The organism is Craterilacuibacter sinensis (assembly GCF_009831765.1).
GTDB classification, from domain to species: domain Bacteria; phylum Pseudomonadota; class Gammaproteobacteria; order Burkholderiales; family Chromobacteriaceae; genus Craterilacuibacter; species Craterilacuibacter sinensis.
The window spans coordinates 198743-214120 of sequence record NZ_WSSB01000003.1 but is presented as its reverse complement, the minus strand read 5'-3'; the positions used below and the strand labels follow the sequence as shown (position 1 = coordinate 214120).

17 protein-coding genes are annotated in these 15378 nt (G+C 62.5%); 3 read left to right on the top strand and 14 right to left on the bottom strand.

Annotated elements, in window-relative coordinates; genetic code table 11:
* Positions 1-2 precede the first annotated feature (2 nt).
* From GQF02_RS04905 to GQF02_RS04845, 13 genes are all read right to left on the bottom strand, one after another.
* Positions 3-137: an entericidin A/B family lipoprotein gene (locus tag GQF02_RS04905; protein WP_124735296.1), complete on the bottom strand. Its 135-nt coding sequence runs from the start codon at positions 135-137 to the stop codon at positions 3-5.
* Positions 134-1549: a 3-isopropylmalate dehydratase large subunit gene (gene leuC / locus GQF02_RS04900; protein ID WP_160795272.1), complete on the bottom strand. Its 1416-nt coding sequence runs from the start codon at positions 1547-1549 to the stop codon at positions 134-136. The genes GQF02_RS04905 and leuC overlap by 4 nt, the downstream gene beginning before the upstream one ends.
* Before the next feature lie 172 nt (positions 1550-1721).
* Positions 1722-2882 carry an MFS transporter gene (locus GQF02_RS04895; RefSeq protein ID WP_160795270.1) on the bottom strand — a complete coding sequence of 387 codons (1161 nt, stop codon included), beginning with the start codon at positions 2880-2882 and terminating at the stop codon, positions 1722-1724.
* Positions 2883-3078: 196 nt separating this feature from the next.
* Positions 3079-3432: a DsrE/DsrF/TusD sulfur relay family protein gene (locus tag GQF02_RS04890; protein ID WP_160795268.1), complete on the bottom strand. Its 354-nt coding sequence runs from the start codon at positions 3430-3432 to the stop codon at positions 3079-3081.
* 26 nt (positions 3433-3458) lie between these two features.
* Positions 3459-4274, bottom strand: coding sequence for an energy-coupling factor ABC transporter ATP-binding protein (locus GQF02_RS04885; RefSeq protein WP_160795266.1), 816 nt, complete (start codon positions 4272-4274; stop codon positions 3459-3461).
* Positions 4267-5112 (bottom strand): energy-coupling factor ABC transporter ATP-binding protein, encoded by an 846-nt coding sequence (locus GQF02_RS04880; RefSeq protein ID WP_160795264.1) that lies wholly within the window; start codon positions 5110-5112, stop codon positions 4267-4269. Before GQF02_RS04880 ends, GQF02_RS04885 begins: the two co-directional genes overlap by 8 nt.
* The gene (locus tag GQF02_RS04875; RefSeq protein ID WP_160795262.1) at positions 5103-5810 is read right to left on the bottom strand and encodes an energy-coupling factor transporter transmembrane component T; all 708 of its coding nucleotides are present in this window, start codon (positions 5808-5810) and stop codon (positions 5103-5105) included. The genes GQF02_RS04880 and GQF02_RS04875 overlap by 10 nt, the downstream gene beginning before the upstream one ends.
* Positions 5810-6385, bottom strand: a complete 576-nt coding sequence (locus GQF02_RS04870; RefSeq protein ID WP_124735303.1) for an ECF transporter S component — start codon at positions 6383-6385, stop codon at positions 5810-5812. The genes GQF02_RS04875 and GQF02_RS04870 overlap by 1 nt, the downstream gene beginning before the upstream one ends.
* Positions 6382-6861, bottom strand: coding sequence for a PPC domain-containing DNA-binding protein (locus tag GQF02_RS04865; protein ID WP_235930055.1), 480 nt, complete (start codon positions 6859-6861; stop codon positions 6382-6384). The genes GQF02_RS04870 and GQF02_RS04865 overlap by 4 nt, the downstream gene beginning before the upstream one ends.
* Positions 6862-7197: 336 nt before the next feature.
* Positions 7198-7464, bottom strand: coding sequence for a hypothetical protein (locus tag GQF02_RS04860; RefSeq protein WP_124735304.1), 267 nt, complete (start codon positions 7462-7464; stop codon positions 7198-7200).
* 81 nt (positions 7465-7545) lie between these two features.
* Positions 7546-7956 (bottom strand): RNA-binding S4 domain-containing protein, encoded by a 411-nt coding sequence (locus GQF02_RS04855; RefSeq protein WP_160795260.1) that lies wholly within the window; start codon positions 7954-7956, stop codon positions 7546-7548.
* Positions 7956-8606 (bottom strand): fumarylacetoacetate hydrolase family protein, encoded by a 651-nt coding sequence (locus GQF02_RS04850; protein ID WP_160795258.1) that lies wholly within the window; start codon positions 8604-8606, stop codon positions 7956-7958. The genes GQF02_RS04855 and GQF02_RS04850 overlap by 1 nt, the downstream gene beginning before the upstream one ends.
* A 67-nt stretch (positions 8607-8673) precedes the next feature.
* The gene (locus GQF02_RS04845) at positions 8674-9090 is read right to left on the bottom strand and encodes an OsmC family protein (protein WP_160795256.1); all 417 of its coding nucleotides are present in this window, start codon (positions 9088-9090) and stop codon (positions 8674-8676) included.
* A 148-nt stretch (positions 9091-9238) separates the two neighbouring features.
* Between GQF02_RS04845 and tsaD the strand changes: the two genes are divergently transcribed.
* Together tsaD and GQF02_RS04835 are read left to right on the top strand one after the other, a co-directional pair.
* Positions 9239-10264, top strand: coding sequence for a tRNA (adenosine(37)-N6)-threonylcarbamoyltransferase complex transferase subunit TsaD (gene tsaD, locus GQF02_RS04840; RefSeq protein ID WP_160795254.1), 1026 nt, complete (start codon positions 9239-9241; stop codon positions 10262-10264).
* Positions 10265-10358: 94 nt separating this feature from the next.
* A complete protein-coding gene (locus GQF02_RS04835) occupies positions 10359-12272 on the top strand; it encodes an ATP-binding cassette domain-containing protein (protein WP_160795252.1) in 1914 nt (637 codons plus the stop codon).
* 225 nt (positions 12273-12497) lie between these two features.
* On the opposite strand, the gene cadR is transcribed toward GQF02_RS04835, so the two are convergent.
* Positions 12498-12929, bottom strand: coding sequence for a Cd(II)/Pb(II)-responsive transcriptional regulator (gene cadR, locus GQF02_RS04830; RefSeq protein ID WP_160795250.1), 432 nt, complete (start codon positions 12927-12929; stop codon positions 12498-12500).
* Between the two features lie 80 nt (positions 12930-13009).
* Here cadR and GQF02_RS04825 point away from each other — a divergent pair, with 80 nt between their 5' ends.
* Positions 13010-15253, top strand: coding sequence for a heavy metal translocating P-type ATPase (locus tag GQF02_RS04825; protein WP_160795248.1), 2244 nt, complete (start codon positions 13010-13012; stop codon positions 15251-15253).
* Positions 15254-15378 lie beyond the last annotated feature (125 nt).

The window sequence follows — 15378 nt, the reverse complement described above, 5'->3', positions numbered from 1 at the left end:
CGTCAGAATTTGTTGGCCACATCGCGGGCGGTATTGCTGATCACCTGCCCGCCCTTCTGGATGTCCTGCCCCATGCCCTGCATGGTATTGCAGCCAGCAAGCAGGCCCAGTGTCAGGACAGTCAGCAGTGTTCTCATACCGCCTCCAGCTTGCGTACATCGGCAAAATGCCCGGTCACGGCAGCCGCCGCAGCCATCGCCGGGCTGACCAGATGGGTGCGTCCGCCCTGCCCCTGACGACCTTCGAAGTTGCGGTTGGAGGTCGACGCGCAACGCTCGCCCGGCAGCAGGCGATCGGCGTTCATCGCCAGACACATCGAGCAGCCCGGCTCGCGCCACTCAAAACCTGCCGCGACAAACACCTTGTCCAGCCCCTCGGCCTCGGCCTGTTGCTTGACCAGGCCCGAGCCTGGCACCACCAGCACCTGCTTGACGTTGGCCGCTTTCTTGCGGCCACGCGCCACGGCGGCAGCCTCGCGCAAGTCCTCGATGCGCGAATTGGTGCACGAGCCGATAAACACCACATCAACCGGAATATCAGTCATGGCGGTATTGGCGGTAAGGCCCATATATTCCAGCGCACGCATGGCTCCGGCTTTTTTCACCGCATCGGTTTCCAGTGCCGGGTCGGGTACACGACCGTTGACATCGACCACCATCTCCGGCGACGTGCCCCAGGTCACCTGCGGGGCCACTTCTTCGGCCTTGAGTTCCACCTCGGCATCAAAATGCGCGCCCTCGTCCGAATGCAGCGTATTCCAGTACGCCACCGCCGCATCCCACTGCAGAGCGCTTGGCGCGAGCGGACGGTCCTTGACATAGGCAATGGTCTTGTCGTCAACCGCAACCAGGCCCGAGCGTGCACCAGCCTCGATCGCCATATTGCACAGTGTCATCCGCCCTTCCATGGAAAGGCCGCGTATGGCCGACCCGGCAAACTCGATGGCGTAGCCGGTGCCACCGGCGGTGCCTATCTTGCCGATAATCGCCAGCGCCACATCCTTGGCGCCCACGCCGGCACCAAGCTGCCCCTCGACGCTAACGCGCATATTCTTCGACTTCTTGGCCACCAGGCACTGGGTCGCCATCACATGCTCGACTTCGGAAGTGCCGATACCGTGCGCCAGCGCGCCGAAAGCACCATGGGTCGAGGTATGGCTGTCGCCGCACACCACAGTCATGCCCGGCAAGGTCGCGCCCTGCTCCGGCCCCATCACATGCACCACACCCTGGCCGATATCCTTGAACGGGAAATAGGCCAGCGCGCCGAAAGCCTTGATATTGGCGTCCAGCGTCTCGACCTGCAGGCGCGAGATCGGATCCTGAATGCCCTGATCCCAGTGGTCGGTCGGGGTGTTATGGTCGGCGGTCGACACCACCGAATCCTTGCGCCACAAGGGGCGGTTAGCCAGTTTCAGGCCTTCGAAGGCTTGCGGACTGGTGACTTCATGCACCAGATGGCGGTCGATATACAAAAGGCAGGTGCCGTCGCTCTCTTCGCGCACCACGTGGGAGGCCCACAACTTGTCGTACAGGGTTTGTGCCGTCATGGTTTTTCTTGCCAGTGTTTGCAATAGGGATGATTCCATTCTGTCATATCGTCCGACCTTGTTACAAGCGGTGCATGCTGCAACGCGAAAGCCGGAGATAAAAAACAGCAAAGCCTCGCAGCACAAGGCTTGCGAGGCTTCGGACAGAGCGTCCAATTATCGGACAAAGCGTCTAAACAGCAGCGGACTGTTTAACGGAACGCAAAAACAGCAAGGCCAATATCACACCGCCCAGCGCGGCCAGCGTCGACATGCCGAACACGGCCAGCGCTCCACCCATGGGCCAGAGCAAGCCGCTGATCAGTCCGCCACTACTGCCACCCAGCCCGAAGCCGGCAATGATGTAAAAGCCTTGCGCGCGCGCCTGATGGGCCGGCGCAAAATAGCGGTGCAACAAGGCCACGGCCGCCGCATGATGCACGCCAAACGTGAGTCCATGCAGCAATTGGGCCAGCACCGCCAAGGCCGCTGTTTCCAGCGCAAGGGCGAGCAAGGCAAAGCGCGCCACCGCCGCCAGCAGCGACACCCGCATCAGGCGCTCGGCCGAGGCGCTACGCATCAGGCGCGGCATAAACCAGAATGCGGCAACTTCGGCCATCACCCCGATAGCCCACAGCCAGCCTATGCTGTCGCGTGCATAGCCCGCGTTTTTCAATGCAATCGAATAGAACACATAATACGGCCCGTGCGCGTAAGCCATCAAAAAGCAGCAGGCAAACAGCGCCAGCACCACCGGCTGGCGCAAGGTCGCCATAATCGGCCCAGGCGAATCCGTCGCCCTTTCCGGCACCACATCCGGCACCGCCAGCGCGGCAAACACAATCAGCACCAGCGTCGCAGTCACCACCCAGGGCATGATGGCAATCGACAGCCAGTCAAACAGATAGCCGCCGGCCACCGAGGTCACGACAAAACCGACCGAACCCCACAGCCGGATACGGCTATAGCGCCCGGGTGTTGCGCGCGTCAAGTGGGCGCTGCTGGCCTCCACCAGCGGCAATGCCGCGGCCCAGAAAAAATGCGACAGCGCGAGAAAGGCAAACATCCACCAGAAAACCGGGCTAAGCCCGACCATGGCAAAAGCCGCCGCCGACACGATGGAGGTGCCAATCACAATGGGACGGCGCCGGCGCAGATGGTCGGCCAGCCAGCCCCACAGCCCCGGCGCGGCAATACGCGCAAGCGTGGAAAGCGACATCAGCAGGGAAATTTGCCAGGCGCTGAACGACAGCGATTCGAGATATAGCCCCCAGAACGGGCTGAACAGGCCGAAAAAAGCGAAATAGCAGAAATAGAACGCCGCCAGCGGCGCGAAGGGAAGAGAAGGTTTCATGGGGGCGGATTATACGGAATCGCAACCCGCCACGTCTTAGCGCCTGTTCACAAGCTACTGCGCACAGGCCGATGCAGATATACCCCCATTGCACATGGGTATTGATGGCATATGCTGCGCGCTAGCTCCCTTCCCGGTGGAGGCTTCTGCCAGTGCAAAGCATGCAGACGGTTTGACTCCCCATGCCGAACCCTACTCAGAAACTGAGCACCTTGTCCGCCGCCAGCGTCAGCGCAGCCAGAGACGGCATGGTACCGATCTCGACCCTGGGCAGCAGTTGTGCAGCGCCGATACCGCGCGCGTCCAGACAAGTGCGGCAAGCCTGCACGGTCACGCCTTGTGCCAGCAACTCTTCCAGCATCTGCCCCAGCGCCAGACCGGCAGCCACCTGCTGGCCGGACTGTGCGACCACGACGGCATCGGACAGCAAAAACAGGCTAAGCCTGGGCTCAGCGGCATCGGCCGCCAGCGTGGTCGCCAGGCGCAGCGCCGACAAGGTGCGCTCGCTGCCGTAAGGTGCCGCATTGAGAATAAACAGGATGTTCTGCATTCATGACTCCAAAAAAATAGAAAAAGCTATCCGCGCAGCCGCGCAAGCCAGGCGGCATCAAAAGCGTCCGCATCGGCAGTGGGCGGCAGGCCCAGCGCCTGGCACAAGGCCGGCAAGGTCGGCGCCGGCAGCGCATCGGGCGCCTGCAGCGCCGGATGCAGCAATACCCGGCATGACGGACCATCAGCCACGATGGCTCCGCCATCCAGATGCAGCACGCGGCTGGCGTGGCGGGCAATAAAGTCAAGATCGTGGCTGATAAACAGCAGCGCCCGCCCCTCGCTGCGCGCCAGCGTCAGCCACGCCTCGAAACACGCCAGCTGCGCGGCGTCAAAGTCGCGCGTCGGCTCGTCCAGCAAGATCAGCGGCGTATCCTGAGCAATCAGCGCCGCGAGCGTCAGCAAGCGCCGCTCGCCGGCGTTCAGATCAAAAGGATGGCAGCGCGCACGTCCGGCAAGACCGGTCAGCTCCAGCGCGCGCGCCACCTTCAGCGCCAGCTCGCTAGCGTCCAGCCCGGCCAGACGCGGTGCGAAAGCGACCTCGGCCTCGACCTGGTCGTGGCAAATCTGGCGCTCGGCCTCCTGGAACATCAGCGCGACCTGTCGCGCCAGTTGCGGCGCACGCGCCTGCGCCGTATCCAGCCCGCCTACCGTCACCTGTCCGGCCGCAGGCTTGAGCAGACCGCAGGCGAGCTTGAACAGGGTCGACTTGCCGGCACCGTTGCGCCCTACCAGCGCCAGACACTCGCCGGGCGCGACGCTCAGATTCAGGCCTGACAGCAAGGGCGCCGCATCCGGCCAGGCAAATGCGACATCGCGAAACTGCAAAACGGGTTCAGCCATGTAATACCTCGCCAAAACGGGCAGCCACGGTCGCCGTCGTCACCGGCGGCGACACCTCGGCATGCCAGGCGCCAGCCTGGCGTGCCCGGTGCGCGGCCCGCAGCGCGTCGCAGGCCCTCACCTGCGTCAGCGCCACATCGAACAATTCGACCGCACCACCCAAAGCCACCTGCCGCCCGCCATCGAGCAGCAGGATGCGCCCGGCGTGACGCGCCGCCAGGTCGAACTGCTTGTCGAACAGCACCAGCGCCATCCCGTCACGACACAGATCATGCAGACGGCCCAGCAGGCTCGTGGCCGCCGCCGGCGTCAGCCGGCTGAACGCCTCGTCCAGCAACAGCAGCTGTGGCTGCATCGCCAGCGCCGCCGCAATCGCGACGCGCTGCGCCTCTCCGCCCGATAATGAAGCCGGATGGCGCGCGGCCAGCGCGTCGGCTTCGCACAGTGCCAGCGCTGCCGCAACACGCCGGCGGATCTCGGCTTCGGCCAAGCCCAGATTCTCCGGCCCGAACGCCACCTCGGCCGCCACGCTGAACGCGCAACCGGTCAGCGCAGCGTACGGGTTGGCCTGCACCAGCTGCACCCGCTGCGCCCAAGCAACCGGCTGCGCCCCGGCCAGGCTCTCAGCACCCAGCACGGCCGTACCGTCGCACTGCGCCGGCAAGGCATGCGGCACCCATCCGGCCATCCAGCAAGCCAGCGTACTCTTGCCGCTGCCGCTACCGCCCAGTACCGCCAGCACCTCGCCCGGAGCCAGCGAAAAATCCAGCCCTGACAGCGCCGGCTGCGTGACGCCGCGCCGGGTCAGGCTCGCGCCGGAAAAACGCATCAGCGCCATAGCAGACTCCCGGCCAGAACCAGCGCCAGCAGCGCGCAGCCATACCACAGCCAGCGCTCCCAGATCGCTGGCTGTGGCGCGTCCAGCGTAGTGCGGCGCAAACGGCTGCGAAACGCCCGCGCGTCCAGCGCCGCCGCGCGCTCACCTACGTCGCTCAGCGTCCACACCACCAGCGGCGCGGCCAGTGCCAGCAAACTGCGCCAGCGGCGGAAAAACGGCGCTGCCACATCCACGCCGCGTGCAGCCTGCGCCTCGGACACCGCCGCCAGCCTCGCTTTGAGCTGCTCGGACAACAGCAAGGGACTGGCCAGCAGATAAGCCACGCCGGGCGGCAGGCGGCTGGCAAACAGCGCACGCGTCAGGCTGGCCGTGGTAATGCTGGACAGCCACAGCAAGGCGGCCGCCAGCACGATCGCGACGCGCAACCACAGCCGTAACGCCGCCAGCAAGGCCGCCTGGCGGTTATCCACCACCTGCCCCAGCCAACTGTCCAGATAGCGCCCATGCACCAGCGTCAAGCCCAGCGCCAGCGGCAGCAACACCAGTGCCCACTGCCGCAAGCGCGCACCACCTAGCGGCCGCATCCCGAGTGCCACCAGCAACAGTGCCAGAGCGACTGCGAGCAGAGACGGGAGATCGATACGCATGGCCAGCAGCCCCAACGGCAACAGCAAGGCCAAACCGGTGAACGGGTGCATCAGCGAACCTGAGCCGCGCCCGGGAACTGCGCGCGCACGCGCTCGGGCAGGCCGCGTACCAGCAACCAGGCGATCAGCGCGCTGACCACCTTGTCAACCAGGTTGACGCCAAACACGGTGAATGCCACCGATTCAAGCAGCTTGCTGCCCAGCGCATTCATATAGGCCACGACAAAATCGGCACCGCTACCGGTCGCACCGCCGAACAGATAGGCGCGGATCGGGGTTGCCACCACCACCACCGCCAGCGTGACCAGCAGGCTGGACAACAGCACGCGCGGCAAAGAGCGAAAGCCGCCGGCGCGGGCGCACAGCCCGGCGACCAGGCCGATAACCGCCGCCACCGGCGCGAAGGCCGCAGCGACCGGGCTGGTCAGCACACCCCAGATCAGGTTGGTAACCAAGCCTGTCACCAGCGCCGCCAGCGGGCCGGCCAGCAGGGCAACCACGAAAGTGCCGATCGCATCGATAAAGATCGGCAGTTTGAGCATGGAGGCGAGCTGGCCGAGCACCATATTGAAGGCGATGCCGGCGGACATCAGAGTCAGGGTACGGGTGGAAAACAATGGGTTCATCTCGGGTTCTCGTGTAAAGGATTCAAAAGGACAGGCTGCAACTCATCGTATCCGGACAGCGGGCAAGGCACACGGCAGAACGCCACACCCGGCAACTCGCCCAGCACCAGCTCGCAGGTGGTGCGCACGATGCAGCCTGGCATCACATGCCCGCCGCGCATCACGCCTTGCGCATCGGCCACCGACAGGTGCAAATGGGCACCATCCCGCCCCAGCGTGCCGGACAGGGCTATGATCTCGAAAGCATCCTGCAGCAGCGTGGCGTCCGGCTGCCCGGCAAAGCGCAGCGCGGCGGTGCTCAGGCTGCCGACCACGCCGGCAACCCAGCCTGCCTGCACCTGATGCTCGGCGACCCAGCTATCAAGTGCAGCCAGCAAGTCGTCTCCGGGACGCAAGCGCAGCACGGAAAAATGCGCGTGCTGCATATGCACGCCCGGCAGCGGCAGCGCGTCTGAGCGGTGACTATCTGTATTCATGCAAAAGCCTCATACGATGCTGCCCCGCAGGCAGACGGTGCCTGCGGGGCAGCAGCACAGGATATGTTAAAAAAATGTCCGGCCACACACAAATGTGTAGCACCGCCCAAAACCAGTATGGCGTGACCGTGTTTGGCCAGCAGGCCAAAAAATCTGGACGAAAGCCGGGGAATCTCAACCATGCAGATGGCCAGGCGTCACAAGTTGCTCACACGCGCGGTGATTCTCACAGACTCAGCTTCGTTGGCCAGAGAAAACAGGCACCTGTGGAAAAACTGCGAGCGATGGCGCAATACCCGCTTACACGATGCCACTCAGAAAATCGTGAACATGCCGCTACACCAGCTGATTGCGCTGCAAGACCTTGTAGACCTTGCCGCTCAGGCGCGCGAGTTTGTCGATTTCGCCAAGCTTGGGCATTTCGCCGGCATCCAGCCGTGCCTGCCAGTCAAGCAGCTCGACATCCAGAAACTCCAGCAACTTTTTCGAGCAGCCATTGCATAACCCCTGGCAGATGGCCGCGACCGGCAGATGAAACGGCATGGCCGCGCGCACCTGGGCAATCAGCGCGTACATGGCCGCACGGGTATCGGGTTTACGCATAGGACGTGCGCCGCAGCGCATAAGGGTGAGCTTATGAAGCGGCGCAGAATAAACCCGCCGCGCGCTGCAGGCAAGCGCGCATCAAGTGCCGCGAAACTTGTCGATCTCGCGCCGCGACCGCTTGGTCGGCCGCCCCTCGCCATGCGGAAAGCTGGCATGCTCGGCTTTGAGCAGCAACATTTTTTCCTCGCGCGCGGCCTTGATTTCGGCGTCTTCGACATACATCAGCTGCGCTTCTCTGGCTGGCCTGCGCTGGCCGGACAGTTGCAATACGGTGACCCGCCACGGCAATTGCTGGATTTTCATATCCAGCACATCGCCCTCGCGCACCACGCGCGACGCCTTGACCCGCTCGCCATTCACTTCGATGCGCCCAAGCTCGATTGCCTCGTGCGACAGCGCGCGCGTCTTGAAAAACCGCGCAGCCCACAGCCATTTATCCAGTCGCAAGCGGCTGTCGTCTTCCTGCTCTACCGCCTTGCCGCGCGCCATTACGCCACCCTCCAGGCTGCACTCACCAGCCCATCAAGCTGCACGGCGACCGTGTCGCCCGACGCCAGCGCCGACACGCCGGCCGGTGTGCCGGTGTAGATCAGATCACCCTCGGCCAGGCCGTAAATACGCGACAGCGTGCTGACAATGTTTGCCACCGAGAACAGCATCATGGCCGTGTCGCCTTGCTGCCGTGTTTCGCCATTCACCGTCAGCGAAAAATGCAGGGCTTGCGGGTCGGGCACACGGCGCGCATCCACCAGTGCCGACACGCAGGCCGCCGTACGAAAGCCCTTGGCCTTGACCCAGGGCAGGCCCTTGCGCTTGGCCTCGCTTTGTACATCACGCGCAGTCAGATCCAGCCCGATGCCGTAGGCGGCGACATGTTCCAGCGCCCCGGACTCGGCAATATCGGCCCCACCCTTGCCTATCAGCACCACCAGTTCAGCCTCATGCTGCACATCCTGCGAATAGGCCGGCAGCGTGATGGGCGCGTCCTCGCCGATCAGCGCCGAAGTGGGCTTAAGAAACACCAGCGGCTCTTCTTCCAGTGCATTGCCAAGCTCGGCAGCATGGGCGGCGTAATTGCGCCCGATGCAGAAAATATTGCCCACCCGGAACGGGACAGTATCGACCAGCAATTCGGCCATGGCGTTTACCTCGTAGTTTGATACGGGCGATTATTCCACGAAGCCGCCCCCGCTATCGAGTACCGGCTTAATCTTCGCGGATTTCGAAGTCATGCGTAATATCGGCGCTTTTGCCCAGCATGATGGAGGCCGAGCAGTATTTTTCCGCCGACAGGCGGATCGCGCGCTCGACGGCATCGCTTTTCAGACCGCGCCCGGTGACGACGAAATGGAAATGGATTTTGGTGAATATTTTGGGCTCGGTTTCCGCACGCTCGGCCTCCATCTCCACCCAGCAGTCCGTCACTTCCTGGCGCGATTTTTTCAGAATGGACAGGACGTCATAGCTGGTGCAGCCAGCGGTGCCGACCAATAACAGCTCCATCGGACGCGGCCCCAGATTACGCCCGCCGCCTTCGGGTGCACCATCCATCACCACCGCGTGCCCGCTACCGGTTTCCGCCATAAAACACACCCCGTCTACCCATTTCAGCCTGGCTTTCATCTTTTCCCCTTTTGACAGGCGCAATACCTGTATTTATCCGTATTTTACCGGCCAACATGGCCACCCGAATCGAATAGCCTATCACTCGGATTTGGGCTGGCAAAGAATCACCGGTAAAATGCTTAGATTGTTTTATCAAGAAGCCATCATGCTGGTATTGGGAATCGAATCGTCTTGTGACGAAACCGGGGTTGCACTGTACGACCTCGAAGCCGGGCTGATCGCCCAGCAACTGCATACGCAAATGGCGATGCATGCAGAGTACGGCGGCGTGGTTCCCGAACTGGCCAGCCGCGACCATATCCGCCGCGTCGTGCCGCTCACCGAGGCCTGCCTGAAAGAAGCCGGCAAAACGCTGGCCGACATCGATGCCGTCGCCTACACCCAGGGACCCGGCCTTGGCGGCGCCTTGCTGGTGGGCGCCAGTTTTGCCAATGCGCTGGCCTACTCGCTGAAAAAACCGGTCATCGAAGTCCACCATCTGGAAGGCCACCTCTTGTCGCCGCTACTGGCCGAATCGCGGCCCGAGTTTCCGTTTCTGGCGCTACTGGTGTCCGGCGGCCACACCCAGATCATGGCGGTGCGCGGCATAGGCGACTATGAAATTCTGGGCGAGACGCTGGACGATGCCGCCGGCGAAGCCTTCGACAAGACGGCCAAGCTGCTGGGGCTGGATTACCCGGGAGGCCCGCGCCTGTCGCAACTAGCCGAGTCCGGAGATCCGGACCGCTTCACCCTGCCGCGCCCGATGCTGCATTCGGACAATCTGGACATGAGCTTCTCCGGCCTGAAAACGGCGGTACTGACGCTGACGCGCCAGGTAGAAGCCAGCGAAGGGGAAATCGGCGAACAGGCGCGCATGGACATCTGCCGCGCCTTTCAGGACGCCATTGTCGACGTGCTGGTGCATAAATGCCTGAAGGCAATGAAAAAAGCCGGCATGAAACGCATCGTGGTCGCCGGCGGCGTCGGCGCCAACAAGCAGTTGCGTGCAGGTTTGAATGCTGCGGCGGCCAAATACCGCTTTGCCGTGTTCTATCCGCCCATGGCGCTATGCACCGACAACGGTGCCATGATCGCCTTTGCCGGTGCCATGCGCCTTAAATTCGCCCATGGCGCCGGTGGCTTCAGCGTCAAGCCGCGCTGGGACTTGGCCACCTTGCCCAAAGCCTGAACGCCCCGACCTTAATGCCGCCGCGTGCCCTGCCAACATGGCCAGGGCACGCGGCGCAGCGGAATTTCTGCCGGAAACGGCATAGCGGAAACCCATGATCCAACTGAAGAACGTCAATCTGCGTCGCGGCCTGAAAGAGCTGCTGATTAACGCCAGCCTTACCCTTAACCCCGGCAACCGTATCGGCATGGTCGGCGCCAATGGTGCCGGCAAATCCAGCCTGTTTGCGCTTTTAATGAGCCAGTTGCAGCAGGATGCCGGCGAAGTCGAAGTGCCGGTCCACTGGACAGTCGCCCATGTGGCGCAGGAAACACCGGCGCTTAACAGAAGCGCACTGGATTATGTGCTGGATGGCGACCATGAGTTGCGCAACTTGCAGGCAAAACTCACGCTCGCCGAGCAGGCCAACGACGGCGTCGAAATCGGCCACTTGCATGGCGAGCTGGAACATATCGATGCCTATACCGCCGAGTCGCGCGCCGCGCGCCTGCTCACCGGCCTGGGTTTCAGCCAGGAAGGCCAGGCGCGGCCGGTGTCCGATTTCTCCGGTGGCTGGCGCATGCGCCTGAATCTGGCGCAGGCACTGATGTGCCGCTCCGATTTATTGCTGCTGGACGAACCGACCAACCACCTCGATATCGAGACCGTGCTGTGGCTGGAAGACTGGCTGGTGGCCTACCCCGGCACCTTGCTGGTGATCTCGCACGACCGCGATTTTCTCGACGCGGTCACCACCCATATCGTCGAAGTGGCGCAGCAGACGCTGACACTATACACCGGCAACTACAGCAGCTTTGAAGTCATGCGCGCGGAAAAGCTGTCGCGCCAGCAATCCGACTTCCAGAAGCAGCAAAAACAGATCGCCCACCTCGAGTCCTTTATTACCCGCTTCAAGGCCAAGGCCAGCAAGGCGCGTCAGGCGCAAAGCCGGGTCAAGGCGCTGGAAAAGCTGGAACGCGTGGCGCCGGCGCATACAGACTCGCCATTCGACTTTTCTTTTGCCCCACCGGACAAGCTGCCTAATCCGCTGCTCAAGCTGGAAAACGTCAGCGTCGGTTATGGCGACACGCCCATACTTCGCAATCTGACGCTATCGGTCGAAGCCGGTGCGCGCATCGGCCTTCTGGGCGTCAACGGCGCGGGTAAGTCGACACTGGTCAAATTGCTGGCGGGCGAACTCAAGCCGCAACAGGGCGAACTTGTCGGCGCACAGATGCTGCAGATCGGCTATTTCGCCCAGCACCAGCTGGAAACGCTGCGCCCGGACGAGTCGCCGTTGTGGCATTTGCAAAAACTGGCACCCACCGTGCGCGAGCAGGAGCTGCGCACCTTTTTAGGCGGCTTCAATTTCCGTGGTGATGAAGTTTCTGCCCCGGTCGGGCCAATGTCGGGCGGTGAAAAGTCGCGCCTCGCACTCGCGCTCATCGTATGGCAAAAACCCAATTTGCTGCTCTTGGATGAACCGACCAACCACCTGGACCTGGAAATGCGCCATGCGCTGACGCTGGCCTTGCAGGACTTTGGCGGCGCCCTGATCGTGGTCTCGCATGACCGCTCCTTGCTCGAGGCCACCACCGATGTGTTCTGGCGCGTGGGCGGCGGCGCGGTCACGCCGTTTGATGGCGATCTGGAAGACTACCGCCAGCAGCGTATCGCCGAACTGGCCGATAGCGGCAAGCCCAGCAGTGCCGACAGCGGCAGCGGCATCACGCGCAAAGAAGAAAAGCGCCTGCAAGCCGACGAGCGCAAACGGCTCAATGCGCTGAAAAAACCGCTGACTACGCGTCTGGACAAGCTGGAAAAGGAGATGGACAAGCTTAACCGCGAGAAAAACGAGCTGGAGGCTTTTCTTGCCAGTGAAGACGCGTATAGCGCGGCCAACAAGAGCCGGCTGACCGAAACGCTGCAAAAGCAGGGTGAAACCGTCGCCCGTATCGAGCAGGTCGAGGAAGAATGGATGGATGTGCAGGAGCAGCTGGAGCAGCTATCCACAGAAATACAGGGATAATCCTGTGGATAAATGAAATTAACCCGGCCAAACCTATTAAAAAACAAGGGTTTGGCCGAGTTGCACATTTAAAAAGCAGTACACACCAGCACGCACCCCTGCCACCAGGTAAACCAGGACTGCCCCCGGCAAAACCGTCGTCAACACCTTGTTTTGACGACGGTTTTTTCATAATGGCAAAATCCGGGGCGCGATCCAACCCCATGAAAAAGCCGAGCATCCGCTCTAGCCAAGATGGGTGTGACGCCCGTTTTTTTCCCCGGCATCCATCTGGGCCAGCCCCTGCAAAATACCGCAGGCGGACACCGATTGTTCGCTATGGCATTGCCGGCGTACATCCATCAGTTGTGCCCTCAGTTCGGTCAGTTCCTGTATGCGGGCATCGACATGGCCGATGTGCGCATCCAGCAACTGGTTGACCTCGCCGCACTGCGCCGCCGGCGTATCCATCAGCCCGAGCAAAGCACGGATTTCTTCATGAGTCATATCCAGCGCCCGGCAGTTGCGGATAAAACGCAAACGCTCGACATGCGCCGCGCCATAGTGGCGGTAATTGGCCGCATTGCGCTCGGGTATTGCCAGCAAGCCCGCCTTCTCGTAGTAGCGCACCGTCTCTACCGTGCAACGGGCAAGCTGCGCCAATTCACCTATTTTCATCTTCTGCCTCGATTCATGCTTGACCCTGTAGTCGCTTCAGGGTGTGCAATACACCATAACAGAATCCAGCGGATGTCATCATGCATTACCGTACCCACTCCAGCGCCGCCCACCCGCACCTTGCGACTGACACCGCCAGCCCCAAGCGCGCCACTTGCTGCAGCGGCGCCTGCCATGGCACGGCGCCAGAAGCGCCCGAAACTAGGCTAGCCGTTCCGCCTGGCCACAGTCGCAGCCGCTTTTATATCGCGGCGATGGATTGTCCGGTTGAAGAAGCGCTGCTGCGCAAGAAGCTGGCTAGCATAAGCGGCATTGCCACGCTGCAATTCAACCTGATGCAGCGGGTACTGACCGTGGTGCATAACGGCGAAATACAGGACACAATCGTGCAGGCCATCAGCACGCTGGGCATGCAGGCCGAGCCATTGCCAGACGATGCGCCCGCACAAGAAAGCCCGGTAGTCAAAACCGTCTGGTGGCCGCTCGCTGGCGCCGCCCTGATGGCGCTATTGGCAGAAGTGGCCCACTGGACAGGGCAAAGAACACTGCTGGCTGCTGCCTGCGCCATCGCGGCCATCGTCCTGTGCGGCCTGTCGACCTACAAAAAAGGCTGGATCTCGCTGCGCCATGGCGAACTCAATATCAATGCACTGATGAGCATTGCCGTCACCGGCGCTGCGCTGATCGGCCAATGGCCTGAGGCGGCCATGGTCATGGTGCTGTTTACCCTGGCCGAACGCATCGAGGCGCTATCGCTGGACAGGGCGCGCCATGCGCTGCGCGCGCTGATGCAACTGAGCCCGGAAACGGCCACCGTACAGGGCGAAGATGGCATATGGCAGACACGCGATGCCAAAACGCTAGAAGCGGGGTGCCTGATACGGGTACGCCCCGGCGAGCGCATCGCGCTGGATGGCGTGGTGACGGCCGGGCAGTCCACCATCAACCAGGCCCCCATCACCGGCGAAAGCCTGCCGGTGGAAAAAAGCATAGGCGACACCGTATTTGCCGGCACCATCAACCAGGCCGGCGAACTGGAATACCGCGCAAGTAGCCGCGCCGACCATTCGACACTGGCACGCATCGTGCACGCGGTCGAACAGGCACAAGGCGCGCGCGCACCGATGCAGCGCTTTATCGACCGCTTTGCCCGCGTTTACACCCCGCTCATCTTCGCACTGGCACTCGCAACCGCCCTGCTCCCGCCACTGCTGCTGGATGGCAACTGGCATGACTGGATCTACAAGGCGCTGGTCTTGCTGGTGATTGCCTGCCCGTGCGCACTGGTAATTTCCACTCCGGTCACCATCGTCAGCGCACTGACGGCCGCGGCGCGCGCCGGCATCCTGATCAAGGGCGGTGCATTTTTAGAAGCCGGACGCAAACTCAAGTGGCTGGCACTGGACAAGACCGGCACCCTCACCCACGGCCGGCCCGAGCTGACCGACACCCTGTTTTTCAATGCGCACGACGAAACCGCCATTCGCCAAGTGGTGCTCAGCCTGGCCGGGCGCTCCGATCACCCCGCCTCGCGTGCCATTGTGCGGGCGCTGGCACATGATGGCGCGCCAGCGCTTGGGGTCAGCGATTTTTCCGCCCTGCCCGGGCAAGGCATCAGCGGCACGCTCGCAGGCAAAAACTACACCCTTGGCCAGCACCGGCTCATGCAGGCGCGGGAGCTGAGCAATGCGACCATAGACGGCGAAATCGCCAAACTGGAGCAGCAAGGCAAAAGCGTAACCCTGCTTGCGGATGAGGCGCAGGTACTGGCGCTGTTTGCCATGGCCGACACCATTAAAAATGGTAGCCGGTCCGCCATTGCCCAGTTGCATGAGCTGGGGGTCAAAACCGTGATCCTGAGCGGCGACAATGCCCACACGGTACGTACCATCGCCGACGCTGCCGGCATAGACGATGCACGCGGCCAGTTGCTGCCGCAGGGCAAGCTGGACGCGGTCGCTGCCTATTGCGCGCTAGGCGTGACCGGCATGGTGGGCGACGGCATTAACGATGCGCCAGCGCTGGCGCGCGCCGATATCGGCTTTGCCATGGGCGCAGCCGGCACCGACACCGCCATCGAAACCGCCGATGTGGCACTGATGGATGACGATCTGGCCAAACTGCCGGCCTTTATCCGCCTGTCGCACCGCTGCCACGCCGTGCTGCTGCAGAACATCGCACTGGCGCTGGGCATCAAGGCGGTGTTTTTGCTGCTTACCCTCGCCGGCATGGGCACCATGTGGATGGCGGTATTCGCCGATATGGGCGCAAGTTTGCTGGTGATTGCCAACGGTTTGCGCCTGCTGCAAAAACAGACGGGATAAAGACAGCACGCTATCCACACTCACCCACAAAGACAGCGCACAAAGCTGGGGGCAGGCTGTGGATAAGCGCAGCCAGGCCTTGCCACGACAAGGTCTGGCTGCAACTGACTAAAAAACAGGCACTC